Source organism: Paenibacillus silvestris (assembly GCF_009882985.1).
GTDB lineage: Bacteria > Bacillota > Bacilli > Paenibacillales > NBRC-103111 > Paenibacillus_E > Paenibacillus_E silvestris.
In genome coordinates this window covers 37525-55057 of record NZ_WTUZ01000001.1, presented here as the reverse complement: position 1 = coordinate 55057, position 17533 = coordinate 37525, and the positions used below count along the sequence as shown (strand labels likewise).

The 17533-nt window shown below is 46.8% G+C and carries 12 protein-coding genes; 1 reads left to right on the top strand and 11 read right to left on the bottom strand.

Going from position 1 to position 17533, the window contains the following annotated elements; genetic code table 11:
* From GQF01_RS35805 to GQF01_RS36790, 10 genes are all read right to left on the bottom strand, one after another.
* On the bottom strand, positions 1–1632 hold a 1632-nt coding region (locus GQF01_RS35805), incomplete at its 3' end, for a condensation domain-containing protein (protein WP_202555932.1).
* A gap of 39 nt (positions 1633–1671) precedes the next feature.
* Positions 1672–8220, bottom strand: a complete 6549-nt coding sequence (locus tag GQF01_RS00185; RefSeq protein ID WP_161404585.1) for a non-ribosomal peptide synthetase — start codon at positions 8218–8220, stop codon at positions 1672–1674.
* Positions 8221–8252: 32 nt separating this feature from the next.
* Complete coding sequence (gene fabZ / locus GQF01_RS00180) at positions 8253–8699, bottom strand: 3-hydroxyacyl-ACP dehydratase FabZ (protein ID WP_161404582.1); 447 nt, start codon at positions 8697–8699, stop codon at positions 8253–8255.
* Positions 8700–8726: 27 nt separating this feature from the next.
* Positions 8727–9953, bottom strand: a complete 1227-nt coding sequence (locus tag GQF01_RS00175; RefSeq protein ID WP_268894303.1) for a beta-ketoacyl-[acyl-carrier-protein] synthase family protein — start codon at positions 9951–9953, stop codon at positions 8727–8729.
* On the bottom strand, positions 9953–11167 hold the full coding sequence (locus GQF01_RS00170; RefSeq protein WP_161404576.1) for a beta-ketoacyl-[acyl-carrier-protein] synthase family protein: 1215 nt from the start codon (positions 11165–11167) through the stop codon (positions 9953–9955). The genes GQF01_RS00175 and GQF01_RS00170 overlap by 1 nt, the downstream gene beginning before the upstream one ends.
* Before the next feature lie 9 nt (positions 11168–11176).
* Positions 11177–11431 (bottom strand): acyl carrier protein, encoded by a 255-nt coding sequence (locus tag GQF01_RS00165; protein WP_235958661.1) that lies wholly within the window; start codon positions 11429–11431, stop codon positions 11177–11179.
* A 35-nt stretch (positions 11432–11466) separates the two neighbouring features.
* The gene (gene fabG / locus GQF01_RS00160) at positions 11467–12207 is read right to left on the bottom strand and encodes a 3-oxoacyl-ACP reductase FabG (RefSeq protein ID WP_161404573.1); all 741 of its coding nucleotides are present in this window, start codon (positions 12205–12207) and stop codon (positions 11467–11469) included.
* 36 nt (positions 12208–12243) lie between these two features.
* Complete coding sequence (locus tag GQF01_RS00155; RefSeq protein ID WP_161404570.1) at positions 12244–13692, bottom strand: phytoene desaturase family protein; 1449 nt, start codon at positions 13690–13692, stop codon at positions 12244–12246.
* A gap of 23 nt (positions 13693–13715) precedes the next feature.
* The gene (cysE, locus tag GQF01_RS00150) at positions 13716–14366 is read right to left on the bottom strand and encodes a serine O-acetyltransferase (RefSeq protein ID WP_161404567.1); all 651 of its coding nucleotides are present in this window, start codon (positions 14364–14366) and stop codon (positions 13716–13718) included.
* Positions 14367–14462: 96 nt separating this feature from the next.
* Positions 14463–15299, bottom strand: coding sequence for a helix-turn-helix transcriptional regulator (locus GQF01_RS36790; protein WP_161404564.1), 837 nt, complete (start codon positions 15297–15299; stop codon positions 14463–14465).
* A 448-nt stretch (positions 15300–15747) separates the two neighbouring features.
* Between GQF01_RS36790 and GQF01_RS00140 the strand changes: the two genes are divergently transcribed.
* Positions 15748–16569: a phytanoyl-CoA dioxygenase family protein gene (locus GQF01_RS00140; RefSeq protein WP_161404561.1), complete on the top strand. Its 822-nt coding sequence runs from the start codon at positions 15748–15750 to the stop codon at positions 16567–16569.
* Here the strand turns inward: GQF01_RS00140 and GQF01_RS00135 are convergent.
* A complete protein-coding gene (locus tag GQF01_RS00135; RefSeq protein ID WP_161404557.1) occupies positions 16560–17444 on the bottom strand; it encodes a helix-turn-helix transcriptional regulator in 885 nt (294 codons plus the stop codon). The genes GQF01_RS00140 and GQF01_RS00135 overlap by 10 nt on opposite strands.
* Positions 17445–17533 lie beyond the last annotated feature (89 nt).

Sequence of the window (17533 nt, the reverse complement as noted above, 5' to 3'; positions counted from 1 at the left end):
GGCACATACGCGCCGCCTGCCTTCAGTANCCGCAAGGATGCCAACGAGCATCTCCGGCGAGCGCTCCATCAGCAGCGCGACCCGAACATCCTTGCCTACGCCTTCTTCCCGCAGCTTCCTTGCCAGCTGATTCGCTCGGCGGTTCAGCTCGCCGTAGGTCAGGCGGCTGCTTTCCCCTACAACGGCTACGCGCTCCGGCCCCGCCGCCACGCAAGCCTCGAATAAGCTCGGCAGCGTCTCTTCGCGCGGATAATCCGCCTGCATCTTGTTCCATTCGTTCAGTAATTGAATGGTCTCTTCTTCCGTCAGAAGCTCTAACTCTGCTGCCAATCGATGAGGTCCTGCTGCCGCTTCTCGCGCCAGTTGTTTCAAATGTTTTTCTATATTGCCAATAAGAAATTCAGCATGTACATGTCCGTTATAAGTGATACTAAACTTCATTTCTTTGTCCATATGTATATTTAAATGAAGATCATAATTCGTCTGCTCCTTGAAATCCACACTTTCAACCGTAAAATCCATCCCAGCATTCTGGCTTAGACTTTCTGAAATAGGAAAATTTTCGAAAGCGACAACATGATCGAATAGTCGTTGTTTATGGTACGAACGGGCTTGAATTTCATACAAAGGATAAAATTCATATGGCTTTGCCTCCAGCGCCAACTGGTTCAACTGCTTCAGCATTTCAATAAAAGATTGCCCTTCGTCCCGCACTCTTACAGGCAGCGTATTAATAAACATCCCAACGGCCTGCTCCATTCCCGCAAGCTCTGACGGCCGACCTGAAACGACCGAACCAAACACAGCATCGCTCGAGCCGTTATAACGCTGCAGCAGAATTCCCCATAATGCTTGGAAAACCGTATGCATGGTAACCCCTTGGTTTTGTGCCAAAATAGCTAACTCTGTTGTGAGTTGTTCATTCAAGGAAAACGAATGCTTTTTCACCAGATATTGCGGCTTTTCGGATGAATCCTGATAGTTTGAGCTTGGAAGAAGCGTATGATTCTCGTAATTCTCAAGCATACGCCCCCAGAATTGCTCGGCCTTATTATGATCCTGCTGATCCAGCCAGCGTAGATAACTGCTATATGGATAGATGGGATGTTGAGACAACGGACGCTGTTTTCGCAAATCTTCATAAATAGAGAAAAACTCTTGCATGACAATGTTGAGAGACCATCCATCTAGAATGATATGGTGAAAGCTGAATAATAAAACATACTGATCGGTTTCCACTTGCAACAAAGACAGGCGGGCTGGGATGTCTCTGGACAAATCAAAACCCAAGGCGAGATCCTGATCACGGTAACGACGAACATGCTCCTTCTTTTCTTCCGGATTCAATGATGTGTAATCCTCGATTTGAAGGCTCGCCTTGCGCTCTTTAAGCACGATTTGCAAGGGATTCTCTACATTCGTATGCTTGAAAATGGTTCTAAACACCTCGTGTCTCGCCATCAGATGTAGAAAGCTTTCTTCCATGCTGTGCAAATGGAGCTGTCCCCGTATGTTGACCGCCAATTGCTCGACATACGCAGCAGATTTGTTGTCAAGGATGCTGTGAAACAGCATCCCTTCCTGTAAAGGAGTCAACCGGTTTATATCCTGCACTTGCAGCTTTTTTGACATTGTAATCCCCCGCTCCTGGTATTCAGCCCGTTTGTACATCTAAGAGCTCAGATCTAGCGCAAGCTCGTTAACGAATTGATCAAATTCCTCCAGATCGAATTCCTTGTAGATTAGGTCGCTTGGCGTAACGGCAGTGCCTGTTTGCTGCAAGCAATGCTCCATAATTTGATTCACATAATGCTGGAAGGATTGGAATAATTGTTCCATCGATGCTGCCCTGAATTGCTTCTGGTCATAGTCGGCTAGTACGACTAACTTTCCTTCTTGAATCACAGCGTTGATATTGATGGCAAATGGCATCGGCGCATCGGGATTAACGGTAGACCCGGCAGACAGCTCAGACACTTCCCAGCCGTTGTTCTCCGCTTCCTCATCCAGCTCAAATTGACCCAAATAGTTAAAGCTGATCTGCGGCTGCAGGGTAAAGTTCAGGTCTTCTTTGAGCTCAGGAGGCGTCAAGTACTTCAATAGGCCATAGCCTGTCCCTTTATTCGGAACCTGGCGCAGGCTCTCCTTCACTGATTTAATCTGATAACCCAGATTGTCGCTTCCATGCATCTCCAGCCGCACCGGATACATCGAGGTAAACCAGCCTACAGTCCGGCTGACGTTCAGCTCCGGCATAATCGCTTCACGGCCATGCCCCTCCAGCTGCACCAGCACTTCTTTGCTTCCTGTCCACGCTTCTATCGCCAGCGCCAGTGCCGTCAGCAACGTCACATCCATATCGGTGTTGTACGCTTTGCCTGTTTCCTTCACCAGCTTCTCTGTCATCTCTGCCGACCAGTTGATCCGCACCGTCTCGCTTGGCCTGCCGCTTTGCTCCACGAGCTGAACATCCTTCGGAAGCGCCTCTACCGGGCGGCTCTCCAGCTGCCGCCAGTACGCCTTCTCCTTCAGCAGTTCCGCACTTTGTGCATAGCGGTGAAGACCGATCGACCAATCCCGGTACGGATGTGTCTTCGCTCCCAAGCGAAGTTCTTCTCCGGATAGGGCTTGTCGATAGACGCTCGCAAAGTCCTCCAGCAGGATGCGCCAGGAAACGCCGTCGATGAGCAAGTGATGAATGACGATCAGCAGGTGGTCCCCCTGATCGGTATGGAACAGACCTAACCGCACCAGCGGACCTTCCGCCAGATTCATCCCGCTCTGCAGCTGGCTCGCTTCCGCTTCAATCCGCTCATTCGCAGGGGACATCCCCCGGAAATCGAAACGGTGAAGCTCCATGGAAGGCTCGTCCGCTCCGCGATGGATTTGGCCGCTGACTGAAAATACGAGCCGCAGCGCGTCATGGTGCTGGATCAGCCGCTCGAAGGTGCGCCTGAGCGCCGCTTCCTCCAGCCGCTCATGGCTGTGCAGCATCAGCGCCTGATTGAAATGCGCCTCTCTTCCATACTGCTCGAAGAACCACATCTGGATGGCCGTCAGCGCCACTTCGCCTTCGATCGTCCCTTGCTCTGCTGCCACCGCTTCCGCCTTCACATGCAAGCTCAGCTGCGCGATCGTCGGATATTGGAAGAAATCGCGGATCTCCAGCTTCATTCCCTCGTTACTCAGTCGGTAGATGACCTGGATCGCCTTGATTGAATCGCCGCCCAAATGAAAGAACGGATCATGGATGCTTACTCGCTCCATGCGCAGCACATCCTGCCAAATCTGGGCCAGCTTCGCTTCCGTTTCATTGCGAGGCTCCTCATAAGCCGCGCCCGTATTCACTTCACTCGGAGGCGCAGGCAGCGCTTTGGCATCCAATTTGCCGTTGGCTGTCACTGGCAGCGACTCCAGTCTCATGAAATAGGACGGAATCATGTAACCTGGCAGCTCGCTGGCAAGAAACTCACGCAGCTCGGCGACCGCCAGCTCCCGCTCGGCTATCACATACGCGCATATCGTTTTCTCGCCTGCTTCGCTCTCGCGAACCACAGCAACCGCAGCCTGAATCTCTGGATGCTTCAGCAGAGCCGCTTGAATTTCACCCAGCTCAATCCGATAGCCCCGGATCTTCACCTGATGGTCGATCCGGCCCAGGAACTCCATCTGCCCGTCAGACTTCCAGCGGGCCCGGTCTCCCGTATGGTACATCCTTGCGCCCGATCTGCTGCTAAACGGATCCACCGTAAACTTCCTCACCGTTAGCTCCTCGTCGCCGATGTAACCTTCGGCCAAACATTCGCCGCCAATATATAAATCTCCGGGAACCCCGATCGGCGCTGGTTCCAGCTGTGCATCCAGGATATAGTAACGGGCATTGTGGATCGGCCGTCCGTACGGAATGCTCGTCCATGCAGGATCAATCTCGCCGATCTCGTAATAGTTCGACCAGATTGTCGCTTCCGTGGCCCCACCCATTCCGATGACCTGCACACCTGGGAATGTTCGCTGAAGCCGAACAGGCAATGTAAGCGGAATCCAGTCCCCGCTCAGCAGCACCAAGCGCAAATTACTTTCGCCTGGTATCGACCCTCGTTGTGCGAAGAAGGGCTCCAACTGGGCCAGCGCTGCAGGCGCTGAATCCCATATCGTAATCGGTTCTTCGTGCATCATCTGCAGCAGCCGCTGCGGATCACGCACATCTTTGTCCCCTACAATTCGTATGGAACCGCCCGCAGCAAGCATCCCGAACATGTCATAGACTGACAAGTCGAAGCTCAGCGATGTAATAAACAGGATACGATCCGCCGGACTAATCGCGTAGCTTTCATTGAGCCAGTGAATCAGGTTGATCACAGGACGGTGGGTGACGACAACCCCTTTCGGCGTACCTGTGGAACCGGAGGTAAAGATCGTATACGCCACGTCATCTGGCTGTACCGTCCATTCGTCTACGACCGACCGTTCAGGCTCGATACCTTCATCCTGCTGTGCATCGAGGGTAATGACGGTCTCCAGCGCGGAAGCCTGCACAAGCTGCCAGGCTAGATCGCTCTGCGTCGTTACAGTCACCAACCCTCTCATCTGTACCGCTGAGAGGACCCGCACAAGCCGCGCCTGAGGCAAGGCCGAATCCAGCGGAACATAGGCGGCCCCGGCTTTCAGAATGCCGAGCGTCGCAACGACCATATGCGGCGAACGTTCCATCAAGACGCCTACAAAATCACCTTTGCCCATTCCCTCCAGCCGCAGACGATACGCCAGCTTATCGGCCCGCCGATTCAGCTCCGCGTAGGTAATCTCGGTATCTTCGAACAGCAGAGCGACAGCTTCTGGCGAGCGTTCCGCCTGTTCTTCGAACAGTTGATGGATTGTTTTATTCTGCGGATATTCGGCTGTTGTGTCGTTAAATTCCTCAATCAGAAGCTGACGTTCACGATCCTGCAAGACCACAATCTGATTCAATAATTGATCAGGCTCATGCATGACAGATTGAATAAGCTGAACATAATGGCCTGCCATTCTTTCAATCGTCGCTCTGTCATACAATCTCGTAGCGTATTCCATACTAAAATAGATATGATCGTCTTCTTCCAGCGCTTCAAGCGTGATATCGAATTTAGCGGTTTCAGATACAATCTGAATCGGGGTTACGGTCAATTGATCAAGCTTATAATCAGGTTCGGTCATATTTTGCATGACGAAGACCATATCGAATAAGGGATTGCGTCCCGTATCCCTTTGAATGTGAAGATCCTTCAATAACAGCTCAAGCGGATAATCCTGATGGTCGAGGGCCGTCAACAGCTGATGCTTGACTTCCTGCAGGAAATCACGGAATGTCCTTTCGCCTTCTGGATAACAACGGATGGGCAGCGTATGAACGAACATCCCGAGCATATCCTGTAGATCGGCATGCCTTCTGCCGGAAGCCGGCACGCCAATGATGATATCCTTCTGTCCCGTATATTTATGCAGCAGAACTTGGTAGGCAGCGAACAAAATCATATAGATCGTCGTTCCTGTACTTACGGCTAGTTCCCTTAATTGGCCCGTTAATTCGGCTCCTAGCTCAAAGATCAGCTGATCACCTTCAAAGCTCTGTACAGAAGATCTCGGATAATCAGACGACAGTTCGAGAACAGGCAATTCACCGCTAAGTGTTTCCAGCCAGAATTCTCGCTGCTTATCCATCAATCCGCTCTCCAGAGATTGTTTTTGCCAAACGGCATAATCCTTGTATTGTAATGAAGGGATAGCCGAATTTCCCGAATTATACTGACTGGCAAATTGATGAAGCACCGTTAGGAGTGACGTTCGGTCCGTCACGATATGGTGCGTATCGATCATCCACATATGCTTGTTTTGGGACAACTTGAACAAACCTATTCTCCATAATCGAGCAAGGCTTAAATCGAAAGGTCTTATAAATTCACGCATAATGACTTGCGGATCTCTGTCATCTGCGAATCCATACTCTATTTGAAGACTCACATCCGAATGAACTTTCTGGACAACATCTTGCTCCAACGTATGAAAAGAGGTTCGAAAAATGGACTCATTTTCAACAAGAGCTTCCCAAGCCGCCTCAAATGCCTGTACATCCAGATGTCCTTCCACTAGTGCTGCAAATGACACATGATAAGTGAATCCGATGTCCTCAAATTGATGCAGAATGTACATCCTCTTTTGCGCTGAGGTTAGTGGATAATACGCTTCCGCTGCTGCCGCTTGAATGGGCTTATGTACTGAAGTCTCAGCCATTTGAATCGTTGCTGCCATTTCCCGAATCGTCGGCGTTTCGAATATCTCATACAGAGGAATATCCACATGGAACTGCTTATTAATCCGGCTTACCAACATGCTTGCCTTAAGCGACTGACCGCCTAATTCAAAAAAGTGGTCATCCATGCTAATCTGGTCAAGTTCGAGCACGTCCACCCATAGAGAATGTAAAGCTTCCTCTATGTCATTCTTGGGCTCAAGAAGCGTTTTCTCCCTATGCTGCACCTTTAACAATTCATCGAATTGGTCTACAATATGCTGATATTCCCCAGCCTGAAACTGCTCATTAAGAAGGTATCGTTGGATTTTGCCGCTTGTTGTTTTGGGTAGATACAGGATCGGAATAACATAAGGAATTTCCACACCCAACTGAAGGCTAACATGCGCTCTAACCTTATTCGCTATCCGAGCAAATGCTTCAAGTTCTCCACGATAACGAATAAATAATACGATTTCTTCTTTGTTTCTGACCTGGTTATACACACCTGTCGCAGCCGCTCTGCCTAAGCCGACATGATCGACTTCTTCCGCGATCCTTTCAATATCGTGCGGATACAAATTTTGCCCGTTCACGAATATGATATCCTTGGCTCTTCCGGTAACAACTAATCTTCCTTTGTGCAAAAAGCCTAAATCACCCGTGTCGAGCCAACCATCGGCTCTTAGCGCCTTTTGTGTCTGCTCCGGGTTATTGTAATAGCCTTTGGTCACATTCTTGCCTCTAATGTGGACATGTCCCAGATGATATTCTTCCAGCCTGCTGCCACTATGATCAAATACGCCTACGTCAGTTCCTTTAATTGGAGGGCCAAGATCGATGAAGGATACACTTCCGCCTTCTCGCTCATTCATGAATTGAACAGTTTCTCCGATGGACAAGGACGAGCGATTCAGGTGAAGCACATGCAGTTGTGTATCACTAACAGGGAGAGTAACACCTACGGATGCTTCCGCAAGACCGTAAGCGGGCAGCATTACACTGCTTTTTAGGTTATATGCGCCTAAAGTATTCATAAACCTTGCGCAAACATCCGGAGAAATCGGCTCAGCTCCATTTAATATTTTCTTTATATGGCCCAATTCTAAATTGGCGGCAAACTCCGGCTTGAAGAAATCCAGTACATAGATGAGACCGAAGTTGGGGGAAGAAAGAACGGTTGCTTGATGCTGCATTGATTTTTTCAGCCAAATGATGGGGTCTCTAATAAATAAAGCCGTCGACATGAGGCATTGGTCAGCGTGAAGAATAATCGGAGCTAAATGGAACCCGATAAGTCCAAGATCGTGAGTAAGCGGCATCCAGCTCAGAAATTTATCTTCAGCCCACCTGTTCCTGTCGCTAGAGATAATTCCCTCTATATTGACCAATAAGTTTTCATGCGTGAGTACGACTCCCTTGGGAGTTCCGGTCGATCCCGATGAGAATTGAATCATGGCAATTTCGTCTGCTGCCGCCTCATGGATCCGGCCTTGAAGGTCGCCATCCTGCATGTACTCGATGTGCAGCACTTTACGCTCTATTTCAGCCATACGCTCTTCCAGCTGATTGGAATCTGCGAATTTATGCAGCAAACGATAGACTCTTGCTTCTGTTAGCAGATAAGGATTGCTGAGCAGCGGCCAGATGGTAAACAACTTTTTCTTCTGCTCACTATTCGTTCCCACAGATAATGGAACGGGAATAAATCCGCCCAACATACAAGCCCAAAAGGCTTCGATAAAATAATTATTGTGATCCAGCTGAAAAATAATTTCGCTACCAGGTTTAACTCCCCGATCTTGCAGATGGGAGAGCAGTCGAAGCGCATTATTGTAAATATTACGATAAGAAACGTATTGTTCTTCCGTTTCTGAATGAATGTAGGTAATACCCTTCTCTTCCATCGTGGCTTTTCTTTGAATGACATCAACCAGGCTTACGAATTTCGTCATGAAGAACCACCTTTGCTTATGCTAATAAAGACTTAGGATGGAATCACATAGAAGGTCATCTCAGCTTTGGCAACCACTTCATCCTCGACAGTGGCCACACATTTCACGATGCCAGCTGTGCTGATAAGCTTCTCTGGTTCGCAACTCAATTTCAACTGATCCCCCGGAACAACGACTTTCATAAATCTTGTTTTCACTGCAGTTAACAGAAAAGTCGCGGAACTCCATTCACTGGGCATCTCTTTGTTTAGCTTAAAAAATAAAATACCGGCTTGCGCCATTCCTTCTATAATAAGAGCTCCAGGAAAAATGGCCTTCTCCGGAAAATGTCCAGGAATAAACCATTCATTCCCGGTAATATTTTTGCGGCATACAATATATTGTCCCGGCTCGAAGGCTTCCACCAGGTCGATCATAATGAAGGGATACGATTGAGGAAGCAGTCCCCGAATAACATCAAACCCATACAGAGCTGGCATACTACTTCCTCCTCCAGTTTCTTTATTCTATAATCTGCCTACCACTATCGCACTGGAAGCGCCGAATAAATCTTGCGAGGTCAGGAGTACCTTATCGCTGCTCCTTGTCAAACCAACTCTAGCCTCTTGGCACGTATTTAATTGGGGATATTCTCCCGACAAGGAAGGGAGTCCGACTGTAGCCGGGATGGTATTCGTCTGAAGTGAACGCACTGCCGCAAACAGCTGGAAAATTCCGCTTGCGCCGTTCGATTCACCAATGACCCCTTTGATCGCACTGACCGGCACTTCATATGTTCCGAAACACGAGTCTACAGCCATAGCCTCAGCTTGATCTTGCTTAGATAATCCGCTTGCTCCAGTAAGTACAAGTCCTACTTGATCAAGAGGTACATCGCCTTTTTGCAAAGCACCCAGCATAGACCGTTTGATGCCGTCCGCTCTCTTTTCAGCCGTATCCACAGCTGCAAAAGTTGAGCTCCAGGAAACAAGCTCTGCTAATATCGTCGCTCCTCTAGCCAGAGCATCCGATTTTCGCTCAAGCACAACAGAAGCTGCTCCTTCTGCAGGTATCCAGCCAGAGCTTCCTGGATGGAAGGGCAACCCGGCTTCTTCATAACGCTCTGATGGTAATAAACCGGCTTTATCATAGAACCAGATGACAGATTCATTAAGTTCTTCCACGCCGCCTACGACTACATATTTGGCAGCGCCTTTACGCAGCAGTGTGGAGGCATTGCCAAGCGCATCAAAACCGGAATTAGCTCCAGTAGTGATGGTTGTGTTGCAAGCTCTTGCATTAATTTTGATTGCTAAATAGGAGGCCGGAGAATTCACGATCGTATTGGGACCCTCCATCGGGCTTACATAATTCGGCCCTTCCGTCATCAATATTTCATCGTAAAGGGCAGCCATCCTCATACCAGAGAAATTGGTTCCGATGACAATTCCAAGCTCTTCCGGAACTACGTCTTCCAAATTCAACCCGGCATTGGCAAGCGCTACTAACGATGAGCCCATTAAATATTTCGAGCAGGAATGCAGGAATTGAAGCCCGCGTTTGCCTAAGAGCGGTTCGTAGTTCCATTCATGGATACGAATTCCCCGAACAGGCTTACCTAGAGCAATCTCACTCAGCTCACCATATTGAACTTCACCATTCGAGATATCATGCCAAAGAGCTGCGTCATCTGTTCCGTGAACCGAGACTGTACCCATTCCAGTTATTACGATAGGATTACTATGATTGAACATTATGACACGCCCTTTAGAATGATGACAGAGATATTACCTCCAAAAGCAAAGGAACTGCTCATTGCTGCATGTACAGCTTGTTTCCTTGCCTCATTCGGAACAATCCTACTTACGCACTCCGGATCTGTTTCTATATGATTCATCGTAGGAGGAAGCACGGAATTAAATATCGCTAAAGAGCAGGCTACCGCTTCAATTGCGCTAGCAGCTCCCATCGTATGTCCCAACATGGATTTGATGGAAGATACCTGAGGCTGCTCGGCAAGTGAACCGAACACTTTGTGAATAGCAATGGATTCAACTAGATCATTAGCTTTTGTTCCCGTACCATGAGCACTTATATAAGAAATATCATCGATATTCATATTAGAATCATGCAGCGCTCTCTGCATGGCAAGTACAGCGCCTAAGCCTTCAGGATGAGGTGCTGTCGTATGATGCGCATCGCAGGACAAACCATATCCCACTAGCTCAGCATATATCGTAGCCCCTCTCTTCCGAGCACTTTCCATTTCTTCAAGAACCAGAACTCCCGCCCCTTCACTGACCATCATCCCTTTCCGATTCTTGTCGAAGGGCTGGCATACTTCCGGCGCGATGGCTCCTAACCTGTGAAATAGTGTATATCCCGTTCTCGATATAGCATCTGCACCACCGACGATTGCCACATCTATGGTTCCATCTTCGATCAGCTCTTTTCCCCAACCAATCGCATAGTTGCCGGCTGCGCAGGCCGTAGGCACAGTCAGACTGGGACCTCCGAAGCCGAACTCTGCTGATACGGCTGAGGATATAAACGAAGTAGGATAATGTTTGACAAGAGAAGCTGGAACTTCGGAATTATGCTTTAATTTCAGGTCTTGATTGATCTCCAATATGGAGTTATTCGCCATCGTTGTCCCCATGCAAACCCCGATTTTATCCATGTCATAGCCCGCTAGAAGCAGCTTCGCGTCATCTACCGCTAATCGTGATGCAGCAATCGCAAGTTGGGTCGTACGTCCTACTGTCGCTGGGTCATGCACGTGAAGGTAATCGGCCGGGTCCATATCCCTTACTTCTCCACCACGATGAGTTTGAAACATCGAAGTATCAAAGGATTCAATCTCCCGTGTTCCCACTTCACCAGCAACCAAAGCATTCCAAAATTTTTGCTGACCTGACCCGATAGGAGACATAACACCTAAGCCTGTGACAACTATTCGTCTTTTCATATCTTCAACCTATTTAACTAATTCATGTTGTTTCAAGATGATGCTCATTGCTCGCGATGTATGCTGCAAATCTCTAAATTCAGAAAGCGAATTTTCGGGGATCGTAACTTTAAAAGCCTTCTCGATTCTGGAAACAATTTCGATTGTCATCATGGAATCGACGCCAAGATCACGGATAAATTCGTCATTATCGTCAAACTCGTCAATTTCAATAGCTTCCGAAATAATAGCGCGCAATTTTTCTTTTACTTGTTCTTCTGTCATCACAAATCACTCCATTTTTTTAGGATTTATACGAGTTAAGAACTCAAACCGCCATCAACAACAAGAACATTCCCCGTTATATAACTGGATTGTGGCGACATTAAGAAACAAATTGCATGTGAAACTTCTTCGGCAGATCCGATACGGCCAGCGGGAATTTGTTTAACAGCACGATCCCGCTCCTTTTCATCCATATCTCTCCACATATCTGTTTCAATGAAGCCGGGGGCAACCGCATTAACCGTAATGCCAAATTTGCTTATTTCCTTAGATAAGGAACGGACGAATCCGATTTGAGCCGACTTGGCTGCTGAATAATTCGTTTGTCCCGCTACTCCCATAAGGCCACTGATCGATGAGACGCATATGATTCTTCCTGAGCGCTGCTTCATGAAATCATAAACGACAGCCTTCGCGTAGTTATACGTTCCTTTCAAATTGGTGTTCATGATATCATCCCATTCTGTCTCGTCCATCATGAACAACGGCTTGTCACGTGTAATCCCCGCATTAATGACAATCCCATCCAGCGTACCAAAGGCTTGCTTTACCTGTGCGACGGTTTCTTTGGCCTTATCAAGCTCTTCCGCATTGGCCTGAATCGCAAGAAGCTTATTCTCAGCACCTTGCGCTTGAGCACATAATTCCTCAGCTGCGTCATGATTGTTGCGGTAAGTAAAAGCCACATTAGCTCCTGCTTGCCATAACGCCATCACTGCAGCTCGTCCTATTCCTCTTGAGCCACCCGTTACGAGATATGTTTTATCTTTTAGCAAACGGAACCGTCACATCCTTTAGGCGATACTTGCTTCTTACTGATTGATCAATTTCGATAAGTTGTATCCGCTTGAAATCACTCCGCTGTAGCCGGAACCAGGCCTAGTCCATGCTCCCACCAGGAATAAATTTTTGATTGGCGTGAGATGCGGGAGACTATTTTGTACGGCTTGTCCAACAATTTGAGCTGAACCATAAATCGCGCCATTCGGATGGTTCGTATACCGCATAATGGTTCTGGGGGTTGCCAGTTCCATATGCAATATCTTCTCCTTGATCCCCGGATATAAAGCCTCTAGCTTGTTCAAATACAGCTGCATTAATTCCGCTTTCTTGCTCCGATAATCTTCTTCGCTTAGATGAATCCAATCCTCTGAGCTGCATAGCTGCATCATCGTCAAGGTCGAAACCTTTTTATTCTGATACTCAGGGATGATGTTCTCATAGATCGTGATGCAAAAAGGAAGTTGATCGTAATTGCCTTCCTTAATATCCCCATCAATCCGATTCTGGTCATAGGAGTAGTTCACAAATATTTCGTGACAAACTTCCCCATACACCTCAGCAAAATCCACATCAGCAATAATGTAAGCTTGCGCGCAAGAGTACGAAGGCTCCAAATTCTTCACTTTCTCCTCATACACCTGCGGAAGTTCCATGTTCCCTGACAACATATTCAGTGTTTGCTGCGGGTTTATATTAGAGATTACTTTGTCACTCAAGTAGGTATTGCCCTTTTTCGTTTGTACGCCGTAGGCTTCATTTTCTTTCACATAAATATGCTGGACTTCTTCACGAGTAACGACCTTGCCTTTATTTTCTTCTATGATTGCTTTAAAAGCGTTGGAAAGCTGCTGTGACTTGCCTTTCGGATAATATCCGCCAAACACATGGTAATCAATCCAGGTAAAAATAAAATACAGGGCAGACAGGCGATTCGGCGGCAGCCCCAAATAACACCAGAATTGTGATAACACAGCTTGCAAAGGGGGTGATAAGTTAAAACGATCGTACACTTGCTGCAACGTATAATCCTTATAAGTAATCGTGACCACTGGAATACCCTTGTAACTCGCCATGTTTTCATTGCTAATCTTGATAAAAAGCTCGAATAAAGCTTCAATCCCTTGTTGCTCACTTGGAAACCGGCGAATTAATTCGTTTCTGTATTCGTTATAATCCCCCGTAACGACAATATCGCTGTTGGGGAAAACAGCCCGGTACAACGGGTCAGCCCGAGAAAACTCAACTCTGTCAAAAAGTCCGATTTCCTTAAAAATGCTGTTTATTCTACCGCCCTCTCCCAGTCCGCTTAAACAATGTAAGGAAACATCAAACTCCCAGTTGCGTCTGCGGAAGGATGATGCGTATCCCCCATGAATATAGTGCTTTTCCAAGACAGTAACCTGAAACCCCTTTTTTGCTAAAAAAGCTGCTGAAACCAATCCGCCTAGGCCTGAACCAACGATCAGTATATCCTGCATTGTCCTGTGATCCCTTCCCCAAACTATCGATATTGGAACATTTTCTCTTTCTCTAATTCTTCCACTCTTTTCTCAAGAAGAGCGATTTTTTGCATCAAATGGTTCTGATGTTGGGAATCGGGCAACTGACTAATGTGAAGCGCATCTGTAGGCAGTTGACTATGATTTCTAACAATTCTGCCAGGAATACCGACAACGGTGCAATGCGGTGGAACTTCTTTTAATACAACAGCTCCAGCCCCAATCTTGGAATGATCCCCCACATAAAAGGGTCCCAAAATCTTCGCTCCCGAGCTAATCATGACATGATTGCCGATCGTCGGATGTCTTTTCCCTGTCTCTTTGCCAGTCCCCCCTAAAGTGACACCTTGATAAATCGTTACGTAATCGCCAATTTCAACGGTTTCTCCAATGACAATACCCATTCCGTGATCCATGAAAATGCCTTGTCCAATATTGGCCGCTGGATGAATATCAATATCCGTGTAGAAGCGATTCGCATTGGCCAGTAATCTTGCTAGCAGCACAAATCCCTTTTTGTATAAACGATGTGAAATACGATGAAGAAATATGGCATGAAAACCAGGATAGCAAAGGATTACCTCTATAGCATTACTTGCAGCAGGATCTCTTTCAAGCACCGCTTGGACATCTTTGAATATCCTATTTAACATAGATCTTCTCCTACCAACATTTTTTGCGTTTTTCTGCAAAACTCTTAATTTCAGCATAAACGATATTCTTTTTAATATATATATCCCAAATGGTACCTAATTTTGATTCACTAGAAACTTGGTAACAAGCTCAACTTTCCCCCTTACATTGGTTTTTCTATAAATCTTTTTAATCATGTTCCATACCGTACCCTCCGTAATACACAAGGAAAAAGAAATAAGAGAAGTGGGTTGATTCTGCAGCCATAATATCGCCACCTCTCGCTCTCTCTTCGTTAAGGAATATTCCTCAAAAAGCCGATTTAATCTGATCAGCTTATCCTCCGATACATCAACTTGCTTATCCTGAAGCGTCTTGGCATATTGTTCCAGAAGTGCCACGGCAAAGTCGATATCATCATCAATTTGAATAACAAGGCCGATGTACGCTATGACCTCGTCGGCTACTCTCAATGGCGTACAGATTGCCGTGAATTGATGGAAAAGCTTTAATGTATTTTCTTTCCCTACAATGACCGAGGTTGCATTCAATTCTTTGGATACCGAATAGGGATTGATCCCTGCATGCTTCATACTCAATGAAACACCAATGACCTTATACTTTTTTAAAGATTTCGTAATTCCCTTATCACCACATATATCAATTAAAATTCCGTCGGTATCTATCAAGGCGAATAAGTGCGGTTTAATCAAGACAGAGGCGATATTCTCCCGATGCTCTTTCCTGATGCGTAAAAGCAAGTTCTTATTTATTTCCAACTTTTCGCGCAATTTTTTTCCTGATAAATGGTAAGTAAATCTAGTCGAATCATCCTTTTTGTTGCCCGTCCGAAATAACTGATTCCAACTTATTACCGTACTTTCCTCTAGATCGTTAAGTCGAAACCAATTTCTAGTGGAATCAGATTTGGTAAACCGAAAGAGATTAAACACGAATTTCCCCCTTTTTATCCGATATGGTGTGCACGCTTGAAGTCAGCGTATTGGAAAAAATAGTATACATAAATCATATTTCTCTTGGTCGAAACTCGTCAAATTATGAAATTGTAAACAAATATTACCTTTATTTTGCAAACATTATCAGCAGCTTCAACCCGTACTAGACGGGGGTCTATTGAACTACTGAACTATCCGACAATGCCAATCTGCAAACATAAAATTACAAAAATCGACATTTTAAAAAACAGGTAAGTACATGGGTACAAACTCACAGAACATTCCTATCTTTACTTATTAAACAAACGGTCAAAGTCTACAAGAAAGCAGCCTACTCTCAGCCAATCTGCCTGAAACATCGGCGAATCCTCCTAGTTCCTACCAAGAATTGCTTCTATACTTATCTTAAAGGAATCGCCAAACCCATACGGAAAGGACGATCGCCATGCATGAACAGCTACTCGGCCAACACTCGGCAGACCGCCTAATTAGTCAGGAACACATTGAATTTTATCGAGAAAACGGATTTGTTCAAGTCAATGATTTGCTGGATGAGGATGAGCTTGCGACATTACGCGAATATATGGAGGAGTCGATGAGTGCGAAGGAAGGCTTATCGGTGAAAACGGGCAAAGACAACGCAGCCTACGCCAGAGTACTTAATCAGAAGGTGAACACCTGGCGAGATCACGGGGGCATGGCGACCTTCGCCTTTCACCCGCGATTTGCGGAAATCGCCCTGCGTCTGACAGGTGCCAAAGGGATTCGTTTTTTCCACGATCATGCGTTATGGAAAATGCCCGGTGACACGAATGCCACGCCATGGCACCAAGACTCTCCGAAGTGGCCGATGAATGAGGATGGCTGCATGAGCATCTGGATTGCGCTAGATGATGTGGATGAGAATAACGGTTGTATGATGTTTGTACCGAAGTCTCATAAGGTTGGGAAGCTAACGAACATCTCGTTGCATGATCCCGTTAATATTTTCGACTTTGTTCAAGGAACCGAATTAGCTGACCGTAAGCCGGTAAGGGTACCTTTGAAAGCAGGCAGCTGCACATTTCATGACGGTCTTACTTTTCATTATGCGCATGCGAATAAAACTGATAAACCTAGACGCGCATACGCAATCATCTATATGCCGGACGGAACAACGTTTAACGGGAAACCTCACATGGTTTCGGATGGACAGTCCTGTACACCAGAGGAACCGCTGCGCGGGCCGATGTTCCCGCTGCTAGCCAAAGTCCCTGCTCAAAGATGATCCTTTCGATACTGGCGGGGAGACATACCCGTCCACTGTCGAAATGTACGATTGAATAAGCTAATGTCCTCAAAGCCGACCTCTTGGGCAATATCTATCATTTTGAGCTCTGTCTGTACCAAGAGTCGTTTGGCGGCCATGATTCGCATGTCATTGCGGTATTCCAAAAACGTACGTCCTGTGTTCGCTTTAAACTTGGCCTTGAAGGTAGACACACTCATGCCGCACAGACGGCTAACCTCGGCTAGCTTAAGCTGCTTATCCAGATGACGTTCAATGAAGCGGGCGATTTGTTCTATCGCCTGCTTTTCTGATGTACTGGCAAGCCTCACGCTGTCATTGTTCTTTCGGTTGCAGCGGCTTAAAAAAACGAAACATTCCACCAGCTTGGATCGGATCATCGAACGATACCCATGGTCTTTTACCGTAAATTCCCGAACAATTTCGTCCAGCAGTAGCTTCAATTCGCTCTGCTCGACAGGGGACAGCCACAACGAGGGCTGATCTTTGACCGATTGACGCATAAAGGGAACGACATAATAAAAATCGAAAAATGAGGAGTCTTCCTGCAGCCTTTCCAACTCATGGAAAATCAAGGACGGATGGAACAAGACGTTATAGACAAGAAGCTGTTCACTCTCCCCTACTCTGTAAGCATGCTCCGTACCGGGTTCAATGACGAACGCATCACCTGTGTGAAGCTTGTGTTCAATGCCTTTATAGGTGTGCATGCCACTACCTTCAACAATATAGACGAATTCCACGAATTCATGGCTGTGCGGAGCTACGTACCTTCCTGCGATAAGTTCGTAGGGGGCCGCATAGAATGGAAATGCATCGCTTTCTAGAAAGCGGTCATTCGTATGATTTACCAAAAGCTTAGCCCCCTCTACATGTGTCCAGTTTATCTGATATGTTCGGTTTGTCGTGTTTGTTGCGTTTGTTGTGTTTGTCCGGTTTTTCC

Bases quoted from the DNA above. Each gene is read 5' to 3' on its own strand.
- GQF01_RS00185 (WP_161404585.1), bottom strand. From the start codon at position 8,220: ATGACGAAATTCGTAAGCCTGGTTGATGTCATTCAAAGAAAAGCCACG.
- fabZ (WP_161404582.1), bottom strand. From the start codon at position 8,699: ATGCCAGCTCTGTATGGGTTTGATGTTATTCGGGGACTGCTTCCTCAA.
- GQF01_RS00175 (WP_268894303.1), bottom strand. From the start codon at position 9,953: ATGTTCAATCATAGTAATCCTATCGTAATAACTGGAATGGGTACAGTC.
- GQF01_RS00170 (WP_161404576.1), bottom strand. From the start codon at position 11,167: ATGAAAAGACGAATAGTTGTCACAGGCTTAGGTGTTATGTCTCCTATC.
- GQF01_RS00165 (WP_235958661.1), bottom strand. From the start codon at position 11,431: ATGACAGAAGAACAAGTAAAAGAAAAATTGCGCGCTATTATTTCGGAA.
- GQF01_RS00155 (WP_161404570.1), bottom strand. From the start codon at position 13,692: ATGCAGGATATACTGATCGTTGGTTCAGGCCTAGGCGGATTGGTTTCA.
- cysE (WP_161404567.1), bottom strand. From the start codon at position 14,366: ATGTTAAATAGGATATTCAAAGATGTCCAAGCGGTGCTTGAAAGAGAT.
- GQF01_RS00140 (WP_161404561.1), top strand. From the start codon at position 15,748: ATGCATGAACAGCTACTCGGCCAACACTCGGCAGACCGCCTAATTAGT.